Genomic DNA, 25,574 nt, shown 5'->3' with positions numbered 1-25,574 from the left:
GGCTAAGTCTGCAAACGTCGAAATGGCTTAAAAGAAATATTATGAGCACAAAAAAACCCTCTTAAACTATAAGAGGGTTTTTTGTTGGAAGTAATTATTAGGTTTGTTTAAGCCAATAAAAGAAAGACCAATGCAAATTGTACCTGTAGTACATTGAATAAGTCTGACGCTATAAAAGCACTGTATTGGACTTAACTAATAGTTACTCCTCTACCCATTCACCTTTACGCCAGTAAACACCCCAACGTGTGGCCTTGCCATTTTTTTCAGAGCCGATGTACTGCTCTTTTTTCTTACGCGACCAGCGCAAGATAGTTGGGTTGCCTTCAGGATCTTCATCTGGCCCTGCAAATAAGTACTGGAACTTGTCTTCCATTTTATCTTTGATTTCTCGTAGCTCAGCGAGCTTTGGTGGACGCGTTTCTCTAACCTTTGGAAACTTAGATGCCGCGAGGAACATACCAGCTGCGCCTTCACGCAAGATGAAGTAATCATCATGCTTGGTCGACTTGAGCTCTGGCAGATGGATTGGATCCATACGTGGCGGCGCTGCTTCGCCAGTTTTTAGTACCTTGCGCGTGTTATCACAGTTCTGGCAAGCAAAGTACGGACCAAAGCGTCCTGTCTTAAGCTCCATCTGCCCATCACACTTATCACAGTCAATGGTTGGTGCATCTGAGCCCGGTACTTCAAATTTGCCTTCTTCTAGGATATAACCATCGCAATCAGGGTTGTTACCGCAAATATGTAGTTTGAGTCCACCATCTACGATGTAACCATTCATCGCCGTACCACATTTCGGACAGCGTTTTTTCTCCATCAAATCTTTGACTTCTGCCGCTTCGTCATCACCTTCCGCATCATCTAGATTGGCAAATGCTTCGACTGGCATTAGATTTTTGGTACCTTTACAGCGCTCTTTCGGCGGTAGATTGTAGCCAGTACAGCCCAAGAATACACCTGTTGACCCTGTGCGCAGCTGCATAGGACGATCACAGATATCGCAATGGACATCTGGCACGTCGGTCGGATCATTTGGACGCATACCGTCTTTTTCTTTGGCACGCTCTAGAGTAGTTTTGAACTCGCCATAGAAGTTATCAAGCACATCTTTCCAATCTTGATCACCTTCTGCCACATGATCGAGCTTATCTTCAAGCGCAGCGGTAAAGGTATAATCCATTAAGTCTGGGAAACTAGCCGTCAATCTATCAGTAACGATATCGCCCATTTTTTCGGCAAATAGACGCTTATTTTCAAGCTTCACATAACCACGATCTTGAATGGTTGAGATAATTGAGGCATACGTCGATGGACGACCGATGCCTTTTTTCTCAAGCTCTTTGACTAGGCTTGCTTCAGTATAGCGAGGCGCAGGCTTAGTGAAGTGCTGACTTGGATCTAGCTTATCTAGGTTTAACTTATCGCCTTTTTTGACATCAGGCAGTAAGGTATCGTCAGTCTTAGCTGGTGGCATCACTCTTGTGTAGCCATCAAACACCATGGTACGACCGCGCGCTTTTAACTCGATATCGTCTGCGCCTACAAATAGGTTCACTGATAGGTATTTGGCAGGTAACATCTGACACGCCACAAATTGACGCCAGATTAGCTCGTATAGACGTATTGCATCACGCTCAACACCTTTGAGCTGCGTTGACTTCATATTGACATTAGAAGGACGAATCGCTTCATGCGCTTCTTGTGCGCCTTGCTTGTTACCATAGAAATTTGGTTTTTCTGGTACGTATTTTGCGCCATAGTTGTCTTCGATATGACCACGGACAGCAGCAAGCGCATCGCCTGATAAGAATGTCGAATCGGTACGCATATAAGTAATATGACCCGCTTCGTATAGACGCTGCGCCAAAATCATGGTTTTCTTAACAGAGAAACCTAAGCGCGTACTAGCAGCCTGTTGCAAGGTCGAAGTAATAAATGGTGCGCTTGGACGTGATTGCGTTGGTTTTTCTTCACGCTCTTTAACGATAAAATCGCTTGCCTTGAGCACTTCTAGAACTTTATCGGTCTGCTCTTTATTACCAAGCTTTAGGGTTTTGCCGCCTTGTTTGGTCGCCTCTAAGCGTATACCGATTTGCTCAGCGTCTTTTTTTCCATTAGCAATGTGCGTATCAGCATGAATCTGCCAGTACTCTTCTGGAATGAACGCGCGAATTTCATGCTCACGCTCAACGACCAAGCGCATGGCAACTGACTGTACACGGCCTGCCGACAGTCCACGGGCAATCTTTTGCCATAATAATGGCGATACCATAAAGCCGACTACACGGTCCAAGAATCGACGGGCTTGCTGCGCGTTCACGCGGTCAATGTCTAATTTCGAAGGTTGTTTAAACGCACTTTGAATAGCTGACTTGGTAATCTCGTTAAAGACCACACGTTGATACTTACTATCAGGGCCACCGATGACTTCTTTGAGATGCCAAGCAATCGCTTCCCCTTCTCTATCCATATCCGTTGCTAGATAGATTTTGTCAGCGTCTTTGGCGAGTGCTTTAAGCTCTTTGATGACTTTGGTTTTGTTTGGTAGTACTTCATAGACGGCCGCCCAGTCATGCTCTGGATCTACGCCCATACGGCGCACCAGTGCTTGCTGTGCTTTTTCTTCTTTGGTCAGACTGTCATCTTTTTTAGCGGTCGTTGCTTTCTTTGCGCTTTTACTCGCACTGACTGGCAAATCACGGACGTGACCGATACTTGAGCGTACGATAAAGTCATCACCAAGGTATTTATTAATCGTTTTTGCCTTGGCTGGTGATTCTACGATCACCAAAGACTTACCCTTTGGGCTGTCCGCAGCTGGTGCTGGACTTTTTTTGGTTGTGGTTTTTGCCATGTTTGACGACACCATAATATAAGTAAATTAAAAGTAAGGTTAAATTCAGCAGCACGGCAATTTATGGAAGCGGATACTCATGGTTTGACCATGGTTCAGCTATTTATAGTAATAATCGCTGCTGATAAAAAAGGTTATAAAACAAATAATAACCATAAAATAAAGATATAGTTATAAAGACGTTACACTGCTAAGCGTTAAACTGTCAACTTTAAATAATTTGAATATGACAAACCGCTTGCATATTGCCCTTTAATGGAGACGAAAAAACGCTTTACTAGGTTTATGCTTGTTTTTGCATCTGTAGCGCCCACTTCTCAAGGTTTTCTTTGAGCACTAATAAGTCCGCTTCGATCCGTTTTTGATGATACGTTGGGTTAGATGCTGGACGTACATAAGCAATATCTTCCCAATAAATAATAATGCTATTTGCCTTGGTCAATAGACCTTTAACAAACGGTTCAATACTTACCGGCAAATCTAACGGCACTTGATCCAAGCTAAAATCAGTTTTTTTGACCGTCGGATTATTGCTGATTTGACTAGAACGAATCGCACTGGGAATAGTAAGCGTCTTATCATCTGTACTGGTATCAACAAAACTACTGTCTGGTCGCCACTGTCCATCAATCACTTGATAACGGGTATGCGGCAGTTTAGTGTCTTCAAATATTAGGCAGTATTGTCCAAGCATACCGCGGCCATACTCATTGTCACGGCCTTTGATCCAATCAGGGCACGAAACGAGCTTTGGATTGAGCTGTAGACGACGCGCGGTCATACGCAGCTTATCCAAACGCTGATCGATACCGTTCGGTTTGAGCGCCATCATACTCCCTAATACGAATAGTACAATGATAACGCCAATCAATGTTCCCATGATGGTCTGGCCTTTTGACTAAATGAAAAAGATACTAAGAGAGAGATAGATAAATATCGCTAATGAACCGTTATTTATAAATAGTACATATAGATTTGCGATTAGCAGGATAATAAACAACGATATATAAGGGCTTATAATGAGCACGAACCATTAAAAATCAAGCGTTGTCGTCCAATCGCGGTGCAACAGGTGCTTTTAAAGCATATGACAATTTAGCAAGTTACGCTATTAAATCAATTATTTAGCGTATATAAACTTACCGAGTACAGTACGCTATAAAAACCAGATACGAAAAGTGGTCAGCGCAAAAAAGTGCTATGATAAACCATAATTTTAAACGCGCGCAGGTTTATTATGAATTATCTTATTGAGTCAAACTCATCGGGCGCTTATCACGCTCGCAAGCTGACAAGTAAAGTCATGAGCAAAGCAGGCATGAGCTTATCGCTACTTGGCGCGGTCGTACTGACATTATCGGGCTGTGCCACGACTCAGAGCCTAACGCCGCAGCAGTGTCAAAGCAGTAACTGGCAAGAAGTCGGCTATGCTGATGGCTCGCAAGGACGTTCAGGTGCCTACTTCGGTCACTATACCAATAGCTGCGCCAGTGTCGGCGGTGCTAGCCCTAACCGTATCCAATGGGAGCAAGGCCGTCAACAGGGTCTCAAAAACTACTGTACCGAGCTGAATGCTTATAAGCTCGGCCGCGAAGGCTATGACTGGCAACCTGTCTGTTCGTTAGAGGGTATTGATAAGTTAGAAGAAGCCTACTCCCAAGGGCGCTACTACTATATCCGTCAGCGCGATCTCGACTACTTACGCTCACCTTACCCATTTGGCTACAGACATGCAGGCTTCGGTTACGGCTATCGCCCATTTGGCTATGGCTGGTAAAAAAAGAAAACCTCACTAACGACTTAATTTGAGGTTTAAGTAGTTAATGAGGTTGGAGAAAATTTTATTATTTTAATTGTTTTTATTATAATGGTGCTAATTGTCTTGCTGGTTGGGCTATTGATTTATCTAGCCAGTTTTCTAATATAAAGTCAAAGCTACTAGCACTGACTCACAGTGCTTAAACTATTCAGTGCCTAAGTTCTTAAAGATTTAGCTACTAAACTACTCATTCACAAATGCGATTTTGGTCAGTCCAGCGTTACTTGCCGCTGCTAAGACTTGAGCGACCGTATCGTACCTGCCTTCTTTATCCGCACGTAACTGTACCGCTGGATTCTTACCAGTCGCGCCTTGTTGCTGCAAGCGATTCTCTAACTCTTCCATACTGATTGGATCGCTATCCCAGAATATACCCGCGTCTTTATCAATGCTAACTTGAATCGCTTCTGGCGGCGTTTCATTGAGCGCGGCACTAGTCTCTGGCAAATCTAAAGGCACCGTCGGATTCAGCACGGTCGCTGTCAATAAAAATATAATCATCAATACCAGCATGATATCGATAAGCGGAATGAGGTTCATCTCATCCATGCTTCGTACGTCATCATCACCCAATTGAAATGCCATAGTTACTCTCAATGCTTTTGGTTATTTTCACACAGCCAAGCCGTTTTTTGACTTGTCGTTTTAGCCTTTATAGACTTAGCGCTTTCAGAATTAATGCTTGCAAAATAAACAATATCTATAGTTGCTTTGGCACAGAATTACTGTAGTTGCTAGTATGCTGCGTCTCGCTCGTCGTTGAACGACTGCTTGTTGCAGCGTGCACTTGCGAAGCACTAGTAGCATGGCTCGCAGTTACCTTGGTCGTATCCACAAGACCCGTTGATTGCGCCAATAGATCATGCGCTCTGTCATTGGCTTGATACATTATGCGGCGATTGATACGTACTGCAAGGTTGTAAAACACCACGGCTGGAATCGCTACTGCAATACCAAGACCTGTCATAATCAGTGCTTCACCGACTGGCCCTGCAACCTGCCCCAATCCTGCCTGACCACTCATACCGATGTTGTGCAAGGCATGGAAAATACCCCATACCGTACCAAACAAGCCGATGAACGGTGCAATCGCTGCCGTCGTACCAAGAATCGGCAGACCGCGCTCACTAGCAAAGCGATAGCGACCGATATGCTTGAGCAAAGTCTGCTCAGTCACCAAACGGCGTGTGGCAGCATCAGTACCAGCCAAATCAGACTGTCTGGCTTGTAATTGCTGACTTAAATCATCTGCTACATTGGTCGCCAGTTTGCGGCTTTGCAATACGCGGACGATACCTGTCACCCAAGAGAGAATAGATAACGCAAGCAACAAAAAGAACAACGTTTTTGTCACCATGTCGCTGATCTGCCAGTATTGCATAAAGTCCATGTCAGACTCCTTAATGTGTAATGCCATTACATGATACTGAGGTAAATATCATGTTTAGTTTTATAATGAAAGATTATCAATAAATACGTTGTTATAAAGTATGAACTATCAAGGAACCGCGTAACTGATCGGTAGAGTTACATCACCTACCACGGGTACGCCATTCTTAGTAAAGGGTTTGAACTTGCCAGATCGCACTTGACGTCGGGCTTCTTTGTCTAGTAGCGGATTACCTGATGATTGAGCAACTCGCACGTTATCGATGCCGCCTTGTTTGTTGACTCGTAATACTAAGACAACGTTGAGCGTATCACCAGAACGAGCTCTACGTGCGGCGCGCTCAGGGAAACTAAAGTTTGGCGCAGATGCCCAGTTGGCTGAGCTAGCAGTAAAGCTCACAGGCTCATTACTCTGTGCTAAAGCAGCTGCTGCTTCTGCCTCAGCTCTTGCTTGTGCAGCGGCGGCCTCTGCGGCAGCCTTCGCTTGAGCGGCAGCTTTGGCATCAGCAACCCTTTTGGCTTCTTGCTCTGCCCTAGCTTGTGCCTCTTGCTCAGACTTTTTGGCTTGTCGCTCTGATTCAGCTTGGGCAGCTGCTTGACGTTGTGCTTCAGCTGCTGAGTTATCAACCTTTGGTTTCGGTAGCGGCTCTTTTGGGGCTACTTTTTGACTGGTATCAGGACGAGGCTTTTCTGACGCTATCACAGGCGTCACTTTCGGCTCTGTATTTTTTACAACAGGCTCTTTTGGTTTTACGGGTGTCTCTGTTGGTTGTTTAACCGGCTCTTTAGGCTTTGGTTCAGGTTGCGGCGCTGGCTGAACTTGCACCTCAGGCTGTACTTCTTTTTTGGCTGTGACTGTTTGCTTTTCTACTTCAGTTGAGACCGTTTTTGCCGGTAATGACACAAACTTTATCTCAAGTGGTGACATCTCTTTTTTTGGCTCAGGTTTGAGTTCAGGCGTTTTTATTGCCACTAGTGCAATTGCGGCAAGCACATGGAGTCCTAGTACTGCAACAATAGCTAGCAATAACGACTTAAGTGGTGGCGCGTCTAAATCCGTTGAACTCATAAAAGCCTAATGTTTATTACTCAGAGTAGAATGGCGTAGATAATAATGCAAACGATAATTATTATCAATAATAATTTACAATATTTTCGCTATTTAATACATCTCTGACACGTGACATTGCTTAGTAGCCTTACTTATCAGAACGCTTATTTCTATGAACGTTACCTACTTTTATACCTCACTACTATGAACCTTATCTTTTCATCAAATGATACGTTGCGTTTAATATAACAAGCACTGTTAATAAAAACCATTATCATTTATATTGATAATGAGTCTCAACTACTTTATTATAACCGCTGTATTGTCTACCCATACTATTTTTATAAAAACTATTCGTATAAAAAGTTAGTAATTGGTACTAAGTAGACTATTTATTTTATGCTTTTTATTTCAAGCATCGTTCAGACTTAATATTTTTAGCGTCATTCATTTGCAATTATTTTAGACAATTGCTTAAACATTTTTTGATAGACCGAGTTCATTATGCCGACATCTTTATTATCTAGCAGACCTACCGCCTCTTTTTTCAAACGTCCATTATTGACTGCTGCCATGACAGCGTTGTTAGCTACGGTAGTGGCAGGATGTAGCTCGCCTGAATCTAATGATTCTGAGCCAGCAGACGCCAAAACCGAAAACCCAACGGCTGATGAATCACAGAACGTTGCTAATAACGACGCTGTATCTGCTGAGAAAATCATGGTCAATACTGTAAAAGGTGATGTTGAGCTCGCTATGAACCCATCGCCACTTGTCGTTTATGATATGACGTTGATGCAAGACTTGGCCGCGCTAGATGTGGCAGTCGATGGTATGCCTGGTGGTTTATTACTAAAGAATCTACACTCAGAGACGCAACCTGATCCAAAATCGGTAGGTACTGTGTTTGAGCCGGATCTTGAAGCGTTAAATGCAATGCAGCCGCAAGCTATTTTGGTCGGTTCACGCATGGCAGAAAAATACGACGAGCTATCAAGTATCGCGCCGACATTGGACATGAGTATTGATACAGCCAATATCTATGAGTCAAGCAAGCAGCGCCTGCATGATCTAGGTGCATTGTTTGGTAAAAGCGATCAAGCAGCTAAGCTACAACAGAATATCGATGACCTCATCGACGAGACCAATAGCCTCACCGAAGAAAACAAAGGTACTGGTCTGGTCGTTATGGTCAATGGCAATAAAATGTCAGCATATGGCGACAAATCTCGTTACGGGTTTATCCATACGGTGCTAGATGTACCAATGGCAGATAAGCAAATTGCCGATGCCCCTCATGGACAGCCGGTCTCTTTTGAATATATCCAAAAAGCCAACCCAGACTGGTTGTTTGTTATCGATCGCAGCGCCGCAATTGGTGAAGATGGTATTGGTGCCAAAGCCGTATTGGAAAATCCGCTGGTCGCGCAGACCAATGCGTGGAGCAAGCAGCAAGTGGTTTATCTGAGCCCAGACTCTTACCTAGCGTTTGGTGGCTATTACCAATGGATGCAGGATCTCACAACGATTAAAGATGCCTTTGCTAACGCTAAGTAACTATGCTTATTGTTGAATAAGCGCCCTACTAGGTCGTTGCGTAAATAATTTCACACAACGTAGGCAGCTATTACTACCGTTATCACTGCTCATTTTTAAGCCAATAAAGATTATGTCGTTATTTTCACACCGTGCTCGTGCTAGGCTCAAACCTAACGCTTCTTTGCCAGTATCAAATTGGCAAGGAAGCGCTAGCCATACTTTAGGCTCGAAATATCGACGTGCCGCCATACCACCGTGGTTAATCAACACCGCAAGCCTCATTATCATGGGGCTTTTGGTGTTATTGAGCTTATCTATTGGTGTGGCTGACTTTTCGTGGTCAGGTATCTTGCAGAGCCTGCTGACCCAGAGTGCCAACTCCGACAGCTCATTGTTATTGGTTAGCCGTATCCCGCGTACCGTTGCGATTATTCTGACTGGCATTGCAATGGCGGTGGCGGGAATGATCATCCAAGTGGTGCTCAAAAATCGCTTTGTAGAGCCGTCAATGGTCGGCGCAACTCAGAGTGCCGCGCTCGGTTTGCTAGTGGTCAGTCTGCTGTTCCCTGCCAGTGCGCTCATTGTGAAGATGAGCGTAGCGACCATCGCCGCCGTATTCGGCATGATGCTCTTTATGCTATTGATTCATCGTATTCCGCCAACTGATTTTTTGATGGTTCCACTGATTGGTATTGTCTTCGGCGGCATTATCGAAGCAGTTACTACCTTTATCGCCTATCAAACTGAGTCGCTACAGATGCTGAGCGTGTGGCAGTTTGGGGATTTCTCAGGCGTACTAGCCGGGCGCTATGAGCTGTTGTGGCTCACGGGCGCGCTGTGTGTGCTAGCTTATATTATTGCTGACAAGTTGACCATCGTCGGTCTGGGTGACAATATCGCCTTGAACTTGGGTATTAGTAAGCGCCAAGTCACGTGGATTGGCGTCGGTATGGTGGCCATGATGAGTGCCGTCGTGGTCGTGACGGTCGGTATGATTCCTTTTATCGGGCTGGTCGTGCCAAATATTGTGAGCCGTCTAATGGGAGATAAGTTGCGGCGTAGCTTGCCCGCAGTCGCGCTACTCGGCGCTTCGGCAGTATTGCTATGCGATATTATCGGTCGCTCAATTCGCTATCCATTCGAAGTGCCTGTTGCCACTGTCTTTGGCGTGGTCGGTACAGTGCTGTTTTTGTGGTTGTTATTACGTGCGCCATCTGAGAGATAGCGGATTTAATACTCAGTGTTCAACGCCTTAAAAGATGGATGACCATCGCTCATTTTTTATTACTAGATAAGCTTGGCACCATAGGATTTTTGTATGTTCTCATCAACTAAGCTTACTTCTACCAAGACTGATGCTACCAAAACCAGCACAGCGATAGATAACTCATCTTCAGCAGATGGTCAGTATTCAGCCGCTGCCCAAAGTCAGTTGGCAAAGCTTTGGACATGGATAGCTGCCCATCCAAAATCCATAGCAGCTATTATTCTACTTATCTCGATGACCTTGTTTATGACACTCAATGTCAATGGCTATTGGGACTTTGCGCTACCATTACGCGGCAAAAAACTGCTAGCACTGATGGTGGTTGGCTATGCGATTGGCGTGTCGACGTTGCTGTTTCAGACGTTGACTCACAATCCAATTCTAACGCCCTCCCTACTCGGGTTTGATTCACTCTATGTTCTGTTGCAGAGCTTACTGGTTTTCTTTTTAGGTGCGATTAGCTTTACCAGTCTCGATCCTATTGCCAAGTTCACGCTAGAGATTGTCCTGATGTTTGGGGCATCTTTATTATTATTTAAGTTATTATTTTCTAAAAGCAGTCAGGATCTGACGCGGCTAATATTGGTGGGTGTTATTTTTGGCGTGTTGTTTCGCAGTTTATCAGCACTCATTGCACGGCTGATAAACCCTGATGATTTTGTGGTCGTACAGTCCGCTAGCTACGCGCAGTTTAATACAGTCAACCCTCAGCTACTAGGTATCAGCTTATTTATCTGTGCCATCACTGCGATATTTGTGTGGCGCTGGCGTTACCAATGCGATGTGTTGATGCTCGGACAAGCACAGGCCGTCAACCTTGGTATCAACTATCAGCGTCTAGCATTTGGTCTATTAACTGTCATCGCTGTACTGGTTGCCACGGCCACCGCCCTGGTCGGTCCAGTGACTTTCTTTGGTCTATTGGTTTGCGCATTGACCAATCGTATCGCGCGACATATGTATCACACTGAGCGGCTGATATTGGTCAGCTTGGTCGCTATGATTTGCTTAGTACTGGGTCAGACTATCTTTGAGCAAGTGCTAGATATGGCAGGCGTATTGTCAGTGGTGATAGAGCTAGCGGGCGGATTGATGTTCTTAGCATTGATATTTATGTCTCAACGTCGTTCTTTATGATTACTTAGCCGACATTGTTTATTTAGCTGATTCTGTTGATAGAGAAAACCCTAAGACTTTTTAAATAAGACTGACTATGATTAAACTGAATAATATCTCTCACCATATTGGCAAACAAAAAATCTTGCATGACATTACGTTGTCCCTACCAACGGCGCAGGTGATTGCTTTGATTGGGCCTAATGGCGCTGGGAAGTCTACGTTGTTTTCTGTCATGGCTCGCTTGCAGCCGCTACAATCTGGGCAGGTGAGCTTCTCTGTAGATAATGAAGAGCGTGATATTGTCAGCTGTCAGGCGCGCACACTGGCCAAAACTGTCGCTATGCTCGGACAAGACAATCATGTACAAGGACGACTGCGCGTACATGAGCTACTGATGTTTGGTCGTTATCCCTATCATCAAGGACAACCGACCGCTGACGATCAGCAAAAAGTACAGGAAATCCTCGAACGCTTTGAGCTTGAGCCACTTGCCGAGCGCTTCTTGTCAACGCTATCAGGCGGACAGCGTCAACGCGTGCTGATTGCTATGATTGTCTGCCAGGATACGCCCTATCTATTGCTCGATGAGCCACTGAACAACTTAGATATGTATCATGCTGGTCGCCTCATGCGTGAGCTACGTCAGCTTAGCCATAATCAGCAAAAAACCGTGGTAATAGTCCTGCATGACATCAACCAAGCGGCACAGTTTGCAGATACAGTGGTTACGATGAAAGCAGGAGAAGTGACGGCTGTTGGTCGTCCTGCTGATGTTATTACCAAAGAGACGATGAAAGATTTATACAACGTCGATGTCACTGTCCTAAGTCATCAGGGCCGTCCAGTGATTGTTGATACGGTTTAGTGACTAAACCGTATTCAAGTACGCAATAAAAAACTTAATATAATGCCAGTACATTGGTACTAGCACTATATTGAGCACATTAGTTTTATGTCTTAATATCTATTTAAGTTTTTGCGCTGCTTTAAGTCGCTGCTGTCGACCTTTCCACCATAGATAGACGCCCGTAATGGACAACACTGTCACAGCCAAACCTACCAATGCTAAAAACATTTGATACAGTAAGTGGCCGATGCCATGGCCAATATGACCCATATGTAGGGTCAACAACCAATTGTTAGTCTTACTGCCAAATGATGAGTTTTGATAGCCAAAGTTCACCTGTTCAACGCTACCTGTTTTTGCATTAACCGTGATGGATGATGCACCGCCTTTTTTACCAATATCCTTATCTGTCTTAAAGCGCAGCTGCCATTGGCCCTCGTCCTCAATCCAACGTATGCCTAAAAACTCTCGTACTAGCATACCCTTGCTTTGGGCAGCGGTGTTTGCCTGCTTACTTAAATAAGCAATGCTATTGGCTTTGTTGACCACATCAACAGCTTCGACATCGATAACTTCATTGCTTACAGCTTCAACTCTAGCCGCTGTTTCTGCACCAGACATCTGCTCCGCTTTTCCAGGTGGTTTTCTTGAGTTCTCCTGTCTTTCACCTCTTCCCTCAAGTCCTACGACAGCGTGCATCACAGGTTGATAGACCTCTCTTAGGTTAAAACCAACACTCGACCACGCGATGACAAACAAGATCCCCCAAAGCCATAACCCAAAGGCATGGTGTAGATCATAATTCAACTTAAACATATTACTTTTGGTACGAATTTTCCACGCTGGTAACCAACGTTTAAAAAAGGAGGCACGTTTTTTAGGCGAGGTTTGGTTCTGTGCTTTTTTCTTAATCGCTCTAGGAAACGTTAAGTAAAAGCCAATAAAGCAATTAATCGTCCACACGAGCGCGACAATCCCTAATAGCAATTTCCCAATATCACCCAGTAATAAATCGCGATGTAGCCAAAACACTTTCCACATGGTGTTGTGCCATGCCCACTCATCTCTATCACGAGTACCAATGATATCGCCAGTATAAGGGTGGACATAAACTTGTTGAAACGGTGCTTTTGGTTGGTTTTGGGCGGATTTTCCTCGTGCTCTATCCACCGAAAATACAGCCGACCTCTCTGCTGCTATCGAGGTTGGCATGCTAGAAAAAGCATATTGAGGGTACGCACTGATGACCTTATCATGAAGCTCTGCAATAGGCAGATGTGATGCGTTTTGCTTCTCAACCTGAGCCAGTTTATGGTTGAAGACATCGTCTAGCTCGTCATGAAATGCCAATAATGTGCCAGTAATACCAGTGATAATTAAAAAAGCTGCCATGGCAAGCCCAGTATAACGGTGAATCCAAAGACAGCTATAGCGAAAATTAAATGACATAAATAAATCTGCTGTTATATTGTGATAGTAAGTTATTGAATCATTAAAAATATTTACGGGGGCATGGGCTTATTTTGAAAATAAGAACCTGTCCTAACAACACAAAAGGTCTAAGCAAATAGCTCAGACCCTTTTCTAATTTAACAAACCCTGTGTCTACCTCCTAAAAATCAACGCTAACGTCGAACACATAAGTACGACCAGGTTCATTGAACGTACGTGCACCTGCGTTCGTAGCGGTACCCTCACGATAAACACCCTCATCAAATAAGTTTTTGATACCAGCACCAACAGTAATCGCTTTTGTCAGATCATAACGAGTGCTCACATTGGCAATGGCATACGGTTCGCGATCAAGCAACGGGTCACCACTATCTTCTCCAGTCGTAACTGAAATCGTAGGGGCTTCAATCGTGCCGTAGTAGCTCACATCAAAGTCGGCATTCCAGCGAGGCGTAATATCCCAATCCACACCCGTGTTCACAGTGAACTTAGGAATGAGTGATAATGGCTCGCCATTGTCTTTTCGCTCTGAGCGGATGTTACTGGTGATATTGGTAGACCACGAAACATTGTCAGTGACTGGTACTTGTACAAAACCTTCTAAACCTTCGACAATTGCTTCACCTTGATTGTCCCATTGAAAGATAGAACGATTTGTCGCTGTATCTACCGCCACTCGATCCGTACCAGCACCAATACGGTTATCATAGGCATTATGGTAATAAGTCAAGCCTGCATTCAGTCCAGTGCCATCATCATAAGTAAAGGTGATCTCTTTATTCCAAGATGTCTCATTTTCTAGGTCAGGGTTCCCTAATACATGGCAACCTCTTTCATCAGCAGGTACCCAAGATGGACAACCATTGCCACCAGTATAGTAAATATAGTTTGGATCAAGCTGATATAATGAAGGGGCTTTAAACGCACGACTGACGCCGCCTTTCACTGACCAATCAGGACTAAAGTGCCAAGTAGTATTGATACTAGGCGACCAATTACTACCAGCCTCGCTATGATAGTCGAAGCGTAGACCTGGAGTCACATACCAGTCAGGTGTGATCTCGTAGTTATCTTCTAAATAAGCACCGATCAGGTAGGCATCAGAGGTTGGATCACGCTGTTCAGGATCGGTTTCTACATCACCAAAATCAAAACCCTCTGCAAATGCCAAATCAGATACCACAGGGTTATCTAGCTTTTCGCCGCGGAACTCTGCACCAGCAGTCAAGGTATGACGATCAAAGTAAATATCCCATTCTGATTTAGCATTCAGCGTATCGTAAGTCGCCTCTGTCCACTCAAACTCCTCGCCGTCGTCAGGTAGGACAATCTGTCCTTCGCCACCACCCGCACTACCTTCACCCAAGCGCTCATTAACTGTCCGAGTATACTCTACAAAACTGTTACTACTAGCGTCATCATACTCACCTCGGTGCGTGATCGCCGCGCCATAGCGTTGCATTTTGCTCGTTGTTTCGCCGTCTAATTCGTCTATCAACGTTTCATTCACTGATTGGAACAGCGAGTCACCCGCCCAGCGGTTTTCTTGACGGCTATAGTTCACTTCAAAACCGACAGTATTTATCGCATCCATCGCGTACTCAAATACTTGGCGCACATCGATATTTTCGACACCTTCAGTACCTGCTGCTACTGAGTCATCTAGCGCTTCTGCTGCATTTATGTACGGGTCATCTGCTTCACTATTATGATATCCAAGAGTGGTACGAGAGGACAGTTTATCCGTCAATGCACCTGCCATATTGATATTGGTACGCCAGCTACTGCCTTCTAGATCGCTCTCTGGTGCCTCATAGTGACCACTGATAGAAAATTCTGGCTCAGTCGGGCTCTTAGTAATGATATTTACCACGCCGCCCATACTACCAGAGCCATAACGGGCAGCTGCTGGACCACGCAATACTTCGATGCTTTCGATAGCACCTGGTGGTACCCACTGCGAGTCACCACGCGTGTCTTGCTCACTCCCACGACTAGGTCGTGAGGAATTGCGAGAAGTGACAGGACGACCGTCAATTAAGATAAGTGTATTGTTTGGCCCCATACCACGCAAATCAATTTGACGTTGGTTACCACGCTGACCTGACGTTGATGAACCCGACAAATTCACACCTGGCATCTTACGTACAATTTCCGAGATATCATTAGAAACTGATGCTTTTTCGATGGCTTCTTCACTAATAATAGACAGCCCAGCTGCTTGTTCTAGCTCGTCCCTTGCTGCCCGCACCACAATTGTATCCAATGTAGCTGTAGGCACAGCTTCCTGCCCACTTGCTCCCTGTATCATATTGTCATCACTGTCTGCAGCAACGGCTGTACTACTAAGAATAGAAGTCACAGCGATACTTAGTAAAAGCTTACCAGTCACGACGCGTTGAAGTTTTTTTGGAGAAGTGATGACTGAGAAATCAGAGCAACCTGATTGGTTTGACATAAGTAATATTCCTTGAAGCGCACAATTTCGTTAATACCTGTTTATCTCATCGTCAGTGAATGGTTTTAGCCATTTTTTATGCGATGCTTCGGATGCATTCTCGGTGCAAGTACACATAAATAAACGTCTAAAATTGACATACGATTGTCGGATAGACGTGTCCGTAAATATATGTGTTATAAAAACATGACTAAAATATCGCCAAGAGGCTTAGCTATTGAGAGTAAACGAATAAGGGTATCTACTAAGTAGGGTTAAAAGTTTGATGACGCTGTAACTATCATTAGCCAACGAATTAAATATTTAACGTAAAAAAGTCTCTATAAATAGAATAAAGCAAAGAGCCATTAACTGTTCTGTAATGAACGAAACACACTTTAGCAAGATACATATAATAATGCAAACATTAATGATAATAATTATCATTAATGTTTGCATTATTATATTCGGTTTAGTTAACGGTTTAATTAATGCTCAATATATCTATAGAAATGCCTAATAGTTTCAATTGTATAAGCACTACACTGTCAAAACTTGTCGATATATCCAATATGATAATTCGGCCAGTTAGAAACATTATGCGTCAGATTCAGAATTTCGACGTTTACTTACTCTATGCCCGTATTCACTCACAATTATTTCCTGATAATTTGAAAGATATAAATGAGCTTCGATGATAGCTCGCTGTTGTTTAGAGTATTGGCATAGTGCTCGCATACGACTCGCATACGATTTAACTCACATGCTATTTATACGGTAGCCTCACCTTCTACCAAACGAGCAACTTAACATCTACTCTTAGATAAATCGCACTCTCAAAAATCTCGTAAAAAAAGCCAGCTACCATGTAAGACAGCTGACTTTATAAGTACGATTAGACTTAAATTCGATAAGCTAGATTAGAACTGATAAGTCAAAGACGTTTTGATATTACGTCCCATTTCAAAATCAGTATAGTCATCATCAATAGAGTTACGTGACGCATGGCTTGCATAAGTCTCATCAAAGATGTTGTATACACCTAGTGTAGCTTTTAAACCTTCGATTTGAGTTGGCGTGTAAGTCATAAAGATATCGTGTACGTCATAGCCTGGTTTTTCGTTGTCATCATCAGCGGTATTCGGTGTCACATCGGCGACATAAGTACTGCGCCAGCCAAGCTCGGTAGTGTTGGTTGGAGCGTAACCCAAGTTGACCATGTACTTATCGCCAGACTCAGAGCCACTACCACTGACAGAAGAGATATTGTAACCCGTATCTTCGCCTTTGCTACGCGCACGAGCATAGCTTAGACCCATGTTGAAGTTATCTGCGCGATAATCAGCTGATAGCTCTACACCTTTGATTTTGAAATCTTCGTCATTATTAATGACACCTTGGCAGCTACCGTTTAACTGTCCAGTCGCACAATCTAAACCAACTCTACCATTACCTGCACGTACAAACTCAATATAGTTTTCGATATTGGTTTCAAAGTATTTAGCACTTAATTTTAAAGAGTCATCAGCCACTGTCAGACCACGCAGCGTTGTAGCAATACCGACTTCTGCATTGTCACCTTCTTCTGCTTTTAGATCGTTGTTCACATACGTATCAGCGCCATCGGTGTTAAAGATAGTTTGGCTAAGATCTGGACCATTAAATAACTGCGTATAGCTTGCAAATAGCTGGGTACGCGGTGCAATCTCATAGCTAGCAGCTAGTGCGCCAACGACATTGTCATAAGTCTTGCCAGCAGATACATACTCTGGAGACTCATAACGGTCATAACGGACGCCTGGCGTTAAGCTAAGCTTACCCATTTGCCATTGGTCTTCTAGATACACTGAGGTATTAGTTGCTTCATCGGTGCTCGCATTACCAAAGTCACGTGTCATCTCAGATTCTTTTTTGTAATGCTCAACTCCAGCGATGAACTTATGAACCCCTGGCACACCGTTGATGATACTGCTATCAACGATACTGGTGTTTTGTACTTTTGCGCCTGTGGTTTGGACTTCTGCATCAAACTCAAACCCAGGTGCACCATCAGAGTTACGCAAAATCTGCGTGCTGGTCTGATATACATTGGCGTCTACATTGACCAATTGGTTGGCAGGGTTGTAAGCATAGTCAAGCGCATAGGTATCGCGTTTGACTTCCTGCGGGATGATCGGGTTCCAGCCACCAGCAGGAAAATCTGGACGTAATGGGAACTTGCCTTTGTTTTCGGTACGGCTAAAGCTAGCGCCTACATGATGATCACTACCGACATAAGCACCAGCTTTTAATAGGATGTTTTCGCCTTCGCTGTCTTCCGTTTGGATTTTACGGCCTTTACCGTCTTCACCAGCATCCGCATTGCGTTTGCCATAATAAGCCAGTAAATCAACATTTTCTGTTGGCGCACCATATACAGTGGCAGAAGTTAGCAGTTCATCATTGTTGCTAGCATAACCTGTATGCAGCTTAGCACCTACCTTTTGACCTGGCTTGAGTAAATCTGCCGCGTCGACTGTCTCAAAAGCAACCGCACCGCCGATGGCATCATTGCCTAGCGTCACTGAGTTATTGCCCACTGATACTTCTGCTTGTTTTAGCAGATCTGGATCAATAGTGACGTCACCCATATGGTAGAACAACGCGCCTTCTTGACGTGCGCCATCTATCGTGACTTTTAGGTTGGTATCATCAAGACCACGTACACGAATACGTTGGTTGACCGATGAGGTACCGCCCACGCTCACCCCTGGTACAACGTCCAGAAAATCGCTCAAATGGCTGGCTTGTGCAGCTGGGGTGTAGTCATCTATATAGACAGAGTCTTCTTGTACAGCGTCACGTACTGAGCTATTTGCTGTTACAGTGATAGTCTGTAATGTCGTGTTTGGCATATCTGCTGCCGTTGCAGCGCTGGCAGCTTGCGTCCACAATACAGCGGCGACACCGATAGACAATACTGTCAATTGACTAGATAACTTTACTTCGCGCATAACACATTTACTCACTTTGTTTACTGTCAGAAATTAGAATTTTTAGAATTATTTTTAAGGGCTATCGTCAAACAACCTTTAAAATAGTGCCCACCAGAAGATTAAATACCTTAAAACACTTAACTCATCGTGCGAATAACATGATTAATGTTAATGATAATAATTAGCGTTTAAATAATGAGAGGCATAATAACTAAGTATTAACAATTTGGCAATAATTAATATCATACATTCTCAATTCTAGTGCTTAGTACGCCAAGTGAACGCAGCAACGCTTAGTACTAACTATAAATATGCTATCGAATATGCCGCTGGCCACGAGTTGAATCTGTATCAGCAAGGCTTAAAATCATCACTTCTATAGCAGCCTGCTATTAACTTAGCTCATCACTTGTATTTCTTGTACTACTGTACTAGAATACTGAAACAAGATGGTTCTCAGCGAAAAATCGCTCAACAAGCGACCTATCTATTTTCTTTGGCTAAGATGACCTATTATGACTACCGATCCTTATCAGAGCTTAGTGAAACATTTGACCAACTGTACTGATAGCGCAGATATCGAAAAGCTGCTCAGTGCCTTGCTGACCGATAAAGAACAGCATGACATCGCCAATCGTATTCGCATTTTTGACTTGCTAGATCGTGGCATCACCCAACGTGATATCTCTGAGCAGCTAGGGGTTGGTATCGCCACGGTCTCTCGCGGTGCCAAGGCCAAGCAAAGCCATGATGTCAGCGCGTTACTGGCCACTCATAGAGACTGCTCTTAACCTCTAACGACGATACTATCTAGCTTTTTACTGACAACTCTTATACTTATTAATCGACACTTATCAATCAACACATATTTGAACCATTTCGGACTTTGTTATGACCTCTAGTACTCGCACACAGACCAAACCTGCTCCTATCGATATCCCGAGCAAACCACAACGTATCAAACTGACGCAAGATATCGATTTTTTTGCATTATTCAAACGTATCGAAAGCGCGTTTGATACCTGCTATTTGCTCGAATCATTAGGTGAAGACAGCCATATATCGCGCCACCATGCGATTGGCTTTGACCCTGTGACAACTATCGCTGCCTTAGACCGCAACACACTTGCGATTACCGACAATAAAACCGCTGAGACAAGTTGCTATCAAACTGACAACCCTTATCAGCTACTGCGCGACATAACGCCGCAGCATGTCATCGCTCGTGATCAAAGCGGTGGTCTGGTCGGATATTTGGGTTATGACTGCGTGAACTTCTTTGAACCTAGCCTCAATGCAAAGGCCAGTGAAGACTTTGAACCATTTAAGTTTGGCGTGTATCTAGATGGATTGACCCTAGATAAAATGACTGGGGAAATCTTTTATTTTTATTACCCAACTGCTCAGCAAGAAAACCGCATCGAGCAAATCAAAGCCCTATTCGATGAGCCAACGCCTAGCTATGAAGCGCCTAAAGTTGAATTTCTAGGTAATGGTATGAGCCAAGAAGAGCATGCCAATGTCGTCATGCAAGTTAAAGAAGACATCATCGCTGGGCGTATCTTTCAGTGCGAGGTAGGCTTTAAATCTAAATACCGTATTGCCGGTGACAAAATGCCGATTTATGAAAAGCTGCGTGCCGTCAATCCATCGCCGCACATGTATTTTATGAAATTTGCCCAGCAATGCATCATTGGCGCTTCTCCTGAGCTGCTATTCCGCTTGCGCCAAGGCGAGATGGAAACCTATCCGCTCGCAGGGACTGCCAAGCGCGGCGCCGATGTGATAGAGGATCGTAAGCTTGCCCGCGCCTTGCTCAACGATGACAAAGAAATTGCCGAGCACAATATGTTGGTCGATTTACATCGTAATGATATTGGCCGTGTGGCACGATTTGGTACGGTAAAAGTACGTAGCTTGATGGATATCAAACGCTTCTCGCACGTACAGCATATTTCTTCTGAAATCGTTGGTATCCTGCACCCTAACGAAGATATGTTTAGTGCCCTTGCCAGTAACTTCCCTGCTGGGACACTATCAGGCGCACCTAAAGTAGAAGCCATTAAGGTAATTAATGAGCTAGAGCCAGATGGTCGCGGTGCTTACGGCGGTGCATTAGGCTCGTTCAATTTTAATGGGGATTGTATCTTTGCCATTCCTATTCGCAGTCTGTTTATCAATGGCGAATCTGCCTACGCCCAAACTTGCGGTGGTAACGTTTACGACTCAAACCCAGCCGATGAATACTTAGAGATTCAGCGTAAACTGTCGGCGATGAAAGTCGTGTTAGATAGCTTTATGTCGCTGTAGTTTGTACCAGCTGTAATTCATACCAAAAGTACTGTGTAAATTGACCATATTTTACCTAGCACTATTTTTACAAAAGAGTTTATGACCCATGAATGTTTTAATTATCGATAACTACGACTCGTTTACCTTTAATCTCTACCAATACGTGGGTGAGATTTTACAAACCTTAGACAGTGATAAAGAAGCCAGCGTCATCGTCAAACGCAATAACGAAATTACCTTAGCAGACGTAGAATCGATGAATCTTGATAGAATCATTATCTCACCTGGCCCTGGCTCTCCTGACGATCCGGCGTACTTTGGCATCTGTGCAGAGGTGATCGAGAAACTAGGTAAAACTGTGCCGCTATTAGGCGTCTGCTTGGGTATGCAAGGCATTGCGCATGTGTTCGGTGGTGATGTGGTACGTGCCAGTGTGCCGATGCATGGCAAAGTCTCATCGATTCGTCATGATAACTCAGGTATCTATCAAGGCTTACCACAAGAGCTTGAGATCATGCGCTATCACTCACTGGTGGTAAAAGCCGACACCATCCCAAGCTGTCTGACGATTACCTCGGTAGTCGCTAATGACAGCCGTGCTGAATTGAGCTTTGCTGAGTCAGCATTGACTGGTGACGAGGTTATGGGACTGGCGCACAAAGAGTACCCAATCCAAGGCGTACAGTTTCACCCTGAGTCATTTGCTACTGAAGGCGCTAAGCGATTGCTGAGTAACTTTTTATTGCAGGTGTGAGCACTACTATCCAGCCACGCCTTCTATTTTAAATGACAGTCGATTGAATTTATCACACACCCTAGTAGCCACTTATTATCTTTTAGTGATAGACTCAAAAGAACAAACAAAAGACAGCCTTTAATCAGGTTGTCTTTTCTTATTTCAGTATTGCTTAGAGAGATTGTATCAATAGCAATCTTACAACATCTTGTGTCACTTAGATCGTAAGAAGAAAACAGTATGGCAAACATCGACAACGGAATGACGAACCATTCGCATCAATCATGGCTAGGCACCATTCAAATCATTACGGCTGCTATTTGCTGGGGCACGTTGGGTATATTCTCGACTTACCTAAACCAAATTGGATTTAGTGGTTGGCAGGTAACCATATTACGCATCGTCACGGCAGCCTTTATCATCTTAGCCATGCTACCAAAACTATGGCCACACCTTATCAAATTACAGCCAAAACAGTGGCTTGGTTTGGCGATGCAGTCGTTGATAGGTGTCCTTGGCATGTCGGTCTGCTATTTTTTTGCGGTAAGCTACGTTGGTGCCGGCCCTGCCGTTGCCTTACTCTATACCGCACCCGTATTTAGCTTATTGTTCTCAAAATTCTTACTGAGTGAGTCCATTACTCGGAAATCAGTTTTACTAGCATTGATGGCGGTGTTTGGCGTAGGCTTAACGATGCTAGGTGAGCAAGCAAAAGTTAACTGGGGGATTTTACTCGGTCTATCAGCAGGGATGTGCTATTCGTTATATGGTGTACTGGGCAAGCGCGCGATGCATTACGCTCACCCTGCCCCTCTGGTATTTTTCACTTCCATTATCATTAGTGCTGGCGTACTACTGCTCTTACCTGAGACCTATAACACTTATGAGCAGCTATTGAGTCTGCCCTTAATGACTTGGGGCTATGTTTTAGGATTGTCACTGCTGGGAACCGTCGTGCCATTTGGGCTATATATGAAGGCATTGGAAAAGCTGCCCGCCACTCGTGCATCGGTATTTACGATTTTTGAGCCATTGACTGCGATTGCACTCGCGATGCTATTACTGCATCAATCTTTGTCTTGGATTCAGTATTTGGGCGTGGCGCTTATCCTGCTAGCAGCTTTATTAAATGCTGTGTTAAATGGTACTGCTACTCGTGTACCTCGCTGGTTAAAACAACGACAAAGGGCATAGTTTACTGTCTGTCCATTTGAGATACGTCCCATTTATTTCGATAAAAAAAGCCCCAACCATAGCATCATGATTGGGGCTTTTTTGTTTGATTACTTACGCAAAAACAAACGTTGTTACTGCTCAATACGTTGCAGAAATGCCTGTGTACGAGGATGTTTTGAGTCCTCAAAGAGCTGTTTGGCACTGCCTTCTTCGACCACATGACCATCCTCAATCAGTACAACATGATCGGCAACGTCACGAGCAAAGTTGATTTCGTGAGTCACTACGACCATCGTCCAACCTTCAGAGGCGAGCTGCTTCATTGTCTCTAGCACATCCTGTACCAACTCTGGATCAAGTGCAGAGGTTGGCTCATCAAACAGTAATAATGACGGCTCAATAGCAAGCGCACGGGCAATACCAATACGCTGCTGCTGACCACCAGATAACTGGAACGGATAGAGATCCGCTTTGTCCGACAGTCCAACTTTCTCAAGTAGTACCAATGCCTGCTCACGGGCTTGCGCTTTGCTTTGCCCCTGTACTACCGTAGGCCCAAGCATCAAGTTTTCAATGGCTGTCTTATGTGGAAACAAGTTATAAGACTGAAATACCATACCTGATTTACGCTGTAAGGCTAGTAGCGTTTTTTTACTTGGCTTAGTCGCAAAGTCGACGCTCAAGCTATCGTCATCAAAAGCAATCACACCTTGATCAGGAATCTCTAGCGCATTTAAACAACGCAAAAAGGTGGTTTTACCCGATCCTGAAGGTCCTAATATTACGACTACTTTACCTTTGTTAATGGTCAAGTCGATGCCTTTTAGCACCTGATTGCCACCAAAGGCTTTATGAATATTAGTGACTTTAATCATAAAAATTCCTGTTGTGCTAGGGCATGTCTATTGAGCCATAATTTATTTTACTACGTAGCTTATTTTGCTACATAACGGTCTAGTCGAGTTTCAAGCTTGCCTTGGATAAAGGTCAAGAACAGACAGATACCCCAGTAGATAATTGCCGCCTCTGTATAGACCAGCATAAACTCATAGTTACGAGCTGTGATAATCTGCGCTTGTTTGAATAGCTCAGTGACCAATACCAATGAAGCAAGTGAGGTATCTTTTACCAGACTGATAAAGGTATTGGACAACGGCGGCACCGATACTCTAAGCGCCTGCGGTAAAATCACATGACGAAAAGTCTGTAGATACGTCAAACCAACCGTCGAGCCTGCTTCCCACTGCCCTTTTGGTATTGACAAAATCGAAGCACGCACTGTCTCCGATGCATAAGCACCGATGTTCAATGAGAATGCGATAATCGCTGAGGGAAAGGGATCAAGCTTCACCCCGACACTTGGCAGACCATAGAAAATAATAAACAGCTGAACCAGCATCGGTGTACCGCGAATGGCGGACACATAGACACGAGCGAGCCGATAAATGATTTCATGGAACCAAGTGGCACGCGGAATGATACGAATCAATGCCACTGTCAGTGCAATGGCCATACCAATCGCAAATGAGATCAATGCCAGCGGTATCGAATAATAGATACCGCCTTTGAGCATTGGCCAAAACGACGAGATGACAATCTGCGCTCGATCAGGACTCATAAATGGCAATACTGCCAATAAGTCCGCGAACCATGATGTAGACATTACAGAAGCTGACATGATAGAAACTGACATTATTTTTGTTGACTTATATCAGCACCAAAGAACTGTTCGCTAAGCTTAGTTAGCGTGCCTTCAGCCGCCAATTCAGCCATCGCTTCATCCAGTTTCGCTACGACTTCATCATCACCTTTGATAAGCACTAGGCCTGAACCACGTAACTCACTAGCAGGTGCAGTCAGTTTAATCTCAAGATCAGAATCTGGGAACTTTTTTAGATAATCCAATACCGCTAGATTGTCATTCATCGTAAAGTCAGCGCGATCCTGCTTCACTAATTGAATCGCTTGCGCCATACCATCGACAGGAACGATCTCTGCACCATAACGCTCTGCAAGCTCACCATAGTTACTGCTAAGTGATTGCGCCGTACGTAGGCCTTTTAAACCTTCCCACGAGCTATAACGGTTGTCATCAGTAGGTGCCAATACAACCGCACCTGACCAGCTATAAGCCATTGCTTTGTCATACTTTGCTTTACGCTCAGGCGTGGTCAAACTAACTTGGTTAGCCACCATATCAAAACGTTTTGAATCCAAACCAGCCAACATCGCATCCCATTGAGTTTCTTTAAACTCAACGTCTACGCCTAGTTTATCCGCGACTGCACGCGTTACTTCAACATCATAACCCGTTAGTTTGCCGCTCTCATCATGATACGTGAACGGAGGATAAGTACCCTCTGTACCGACGTTGATGGTGCCGCCGTTGTTGATACGTTGTAGCAAATCAGAACCGCCTGTTGCAGCGCTGTCAGTTGCACTGGTATCGGCTTCGTTGGTAGTAGATTGACCACAAGCGGCAAGGAACATAGTGCTGGCGGCAAGGGCTAAAAGAGTACGACGTTTCATAAGACGTCCTTATAAGAGTGAATGAATAAAGTAAAAACACATAATGCTAATAAGACACACAGCACTAATAAAATATACGGTGCTAATAA

General features: G+C 44.2%; 20 protein-coding genes. 9 read left to right on the top strand and 11 right to left on the bottom strand.

The features are described 5' to 3' along the window. Positions 1-202: 202 nt before the first annotated feature. Together topA and JMX91_RS06525 are read right to left on the bottom strand one after the other, a co-directional pair. On the bottom strand, positions 203-2,857 hold the full coding sequence (gene topA, locus JMX91_RS06530; RefSeq protein WP_201548194.1) for a type I DNA topoisomerase: 2,655 nt from the start codon (positions 2,855-2,857) through the stop codon (positions 203-205). 283 nt (positions 2,858-3,140) lie between these two features. Then, positions 3,141-3,737, bottom strand: a complete 597-nt coding sequence (locus JMX91_RS06525) for a hypothetical protein (RefSeq protein WP_165598520.1) — start codon at positions 3,735-3,737, stop codon at positions 3,141-3,143. A gap of 357 nt (positions 3,738-4,094) precedes the next feature. Between JMX91_RS06525 and JMX91_RS06520 the strand changes: the two genes are divergently transcribed. Then, complete coding sequence (locus tag JMX91_RS06520; RefSeq protein ID WP_227679306.1) at positions 4,095-4,634, top strand: DUF2799 domain-containing protein; 540 nt, start codon at positions 4,095-4,097, stop codon at positions 4,632-4,634. Positions 4,635-4,859: 225 nt separating this feature from the next. On the opposite strand, the gene JMX91_RS06515 is transcribed toward JMX91_RS06520, so the two are convergent. From JMX91_RS06515 to JMX91_RS06505, 3 genes are all read right to left on the bottom strand, one after another. Beyond that, positions 4,860-5,261 (bottom strand): ExbD/TolR family protein, encoded by a 402-nt coding sequence (locus tag JMX91_RS06515; RefSeq protein WP_201548193.1) that lies wholly within the window; start codon positions 5,259-5,261, stop codon positions 4,860-4,862. Positions 5,262-5,376: 115 nt separating this feature from the next. After that, a complete protein-coding gene (locus JMX91_RS06510; protein WP_057761226.1) occupies positions 5,377-6,066 on the bottom strand; it encodes a MotA/TolQ/ExbB proton channel family protein in 690 nt (229 codons plus the stop codon). A gap of 108 nt (positions 6,067-6,174) precedes the next feature. Continuing rightward, positions 6,175-7,134, bottom strand: a complete 960-nt coding sequence (locus tag JMX91_RS06505) for an energy transducer TonB (protein WP_201548192.1) — start codon at positions 7,132-7,134, stop codon at positions 6,175-6,177. Positions 7,135-7,620: 486 nt separating this feature from the next. On the opposite strand from JMX91_RS06505, the gene JMX91_RS06500 reads away from it, so the two are divergent. The 4 genes from JMX91_RS06500 to JMX91_RS06485 all read left to right on the top strand — a co-directional run bounded on the left by JMX91_RS06500 (position 7,621) and on the right by JMX91_RS06485 (position 11,906). Next, positions 7,621-8,673 (top strand): siderophore ABC transporter substrate-binding protein, encoded by a 1,053-nt coding sequence (locus JMX91_RS06500; RefSeq protein WP_201548191.1) that lies wholly within the window; start codon positions 7,621-7,623, stop codon positions 8,671-8,673. A gap of 112 nt (positions 8,674-8,785) precedes the next feature. Continuing rightward, positions 8,786-9,880 (top strand): ABC transporter permease, encoded by a 1,095-nt coding sequence (locus JMX91_RS06495; protein WP_201548190.1) that lies wholly within the window; start codon positions 8,786-8,788, stop codon positions 9,878-9,880. A gap of 93 nt (positions 9,881-9,973) precedes the next feature. Beyond that, positions 9,974-11,059, top strand: coding sequence for an iron chelate uptake ABC transporter family permease subunit (locus tag JMX91_RS06490; protein ID WP_102090504.1), 1,086 nt, complete (start codon positions 9,974-9,976; stop codon positions 11,057-11,059). Between the two features lie 76 nt (positions 11,060-11,135). Further along, positions 11,136-11,906, top strand: a complete 771-nt coding sequence (locus JMX91_RS06485; protein ID WP_201548189.1) for an ABC transporter ATP-binding protein — start codon at positions 11,136-11,138, stop codon at positions 11,904-11,906. A gap of 99 nt (positions 11,907-12,005) precedes the next feature. On the opposite strand, the gene JMX91_RS06480 is transcribed toward JMX91_RS06485, so the two are convergent. The 3 genes from JMX91_RS06480 to JMX91_RS06470 form a co-directional block, all read right to left on the bottom strand. Next, positions 12,006-13,280, bottom strand: coding sequence for a PepSY-associated TM helix domain-containing protein (locus tag JMX91_RS06480; protein ID WP_413786779.1), 1,275 nt, complete (start codon positions 13,278-13,280; stop codon positions 12,006-12,008). A gap of 220 nt (positions 13,281-13,500) precedes the next feature. After that, a complete protein-coding gene (locus JMX91_RS06475; RefSeq protein ID WP_201548187.1) occupies positions 13,501-15,798 on the bottom strand; it encodes a FepA family TonB-dependent siderophore receptor in 2,298 nt (765 codons plus the stop codon). A gap of 899 nt (positions 15,799-16,697) precedes the next feature. Next, the gene (locus tag JMX91_RS06470) at positions 16,698-18,770 is read right to left on the bottom strand and encodes a TonB-dependent receptor domain-containing protein (protein ID WP_201548186.1); all 2,073 of its coding nucleotides are present in this window, start codon (positions 18,768-18,770) and stop codon (positions 16,698-16,700) included. Positions 18,771-19,267: 497 nt separating this feature from the next. Between JMX91_RS06470 and JMX91_RS06465 the strand changes: the two genes are divergently transcribed. The 4 genes from JMX91_RS06465 (at position 19,268) to JMX91_RS06450 (ending at position 22,974) form a co-directional block, all read left to right on the top strand. Next, positions 19,268-19,543, top strand: coding sequence for a Trp family transcriptional regulator (locus JMX91_RS06465; RefSeq protein ID WP_114700514.1), 276 nt, complete (start codon positions 19,268-19,270; stop codon positions 19,541-19,543). Between the two features lie 100 nt (positions 19,544-19,643). Further along, entirely contained in the window at positions 19,644-21,062 is a 1,419-nt protein-coding gene (locus JMX91_RS06460; protein WP_201548185.1) for an anthranilate synthase component I family protein, read from the top strand. A gap of 88 nt (positions 21,063-21,150) precedes the next feature. Then, positions 21,151-21,798 (top strand): anthranilate synthase component II, encoded by a 648-nt coding sequence (locus JMX91_RS06455; RefSeq protein ID WP_201548184.1) that lies wholly within the window; start codon positions 21,151-21,153, stop codon positions 21,796-21,798. A 222-nt stretch (positions 21,799-22,020) separates the two neighbouring features. Continuing rightward, positions 22,021-22,974, top strand: a complete 954-nt coding sequence (locus JMX91_RS06450; protein WP_201548183.1) for a DMT family transporter — start codon at positions 22,021-22,023, stop codon at positions 22,972-22,974. Positions 22,975-23,087: 113 nt separating this feature from the next. Here JMX91_RS06450 and JMX91_RS06445 read toward each other — a convergent pair whose 3' ends face one another. From JMX91_RS06445 to JMX91_RS06435, 3 genes are all read right to left on the bottom strand, one after another. Continuing rightward, complete coding sequence (locus tag JMX91_RS06445; RefSeq protein WP_057761251.1) at positions 23,088-23,831, bottom strand: amino acid ABC transporter ATP-binding protein; 744 nt, start codon at positions 23,829-23,831, stop codon at positions 23,088-23,090. Between the two features lie 59 nt (positions 23,832-23,890). Continuing rightward, a complete protein-coding gene (locus tag JMX91_RS06440; RefSeq protein ID WP_179797881.1) occupies positions 23,891-24,574 on the bottom strand; it encodes an amino acid ABC transporter permease in 684 nt (227 codons plus the stop codon). Between the two features lie 74 nt (positions 24,575-24,648). Continuing rightward, positions 24,649-25,485 (bottom strand): amino acid ABC transporter substrate-binding protein, encoded by an 837-nt coding sequence (locus tag JMX91_RS06435; protein ID WP_057761253.1) that lies wholly within the window; start codon positions 25,483-25,485, stop codon positions 24,649-24,651. Between the last annotated feature and the right edge of the window lie 89 nt (positions 25,486-25,574).

The organism is Psychrobacter sp. Pi2-1 (genome assembly GCF_904846645.1).
Taxonomy (GTDB): Bacteria; Pseudomonadota; Gammaproteobacteria; order Pseudomonadales; family Moraxellaceae; genus Psychrobacter.
This window is presented reverse-complemented; position numbering and strand designations above follow the sequence as displayed.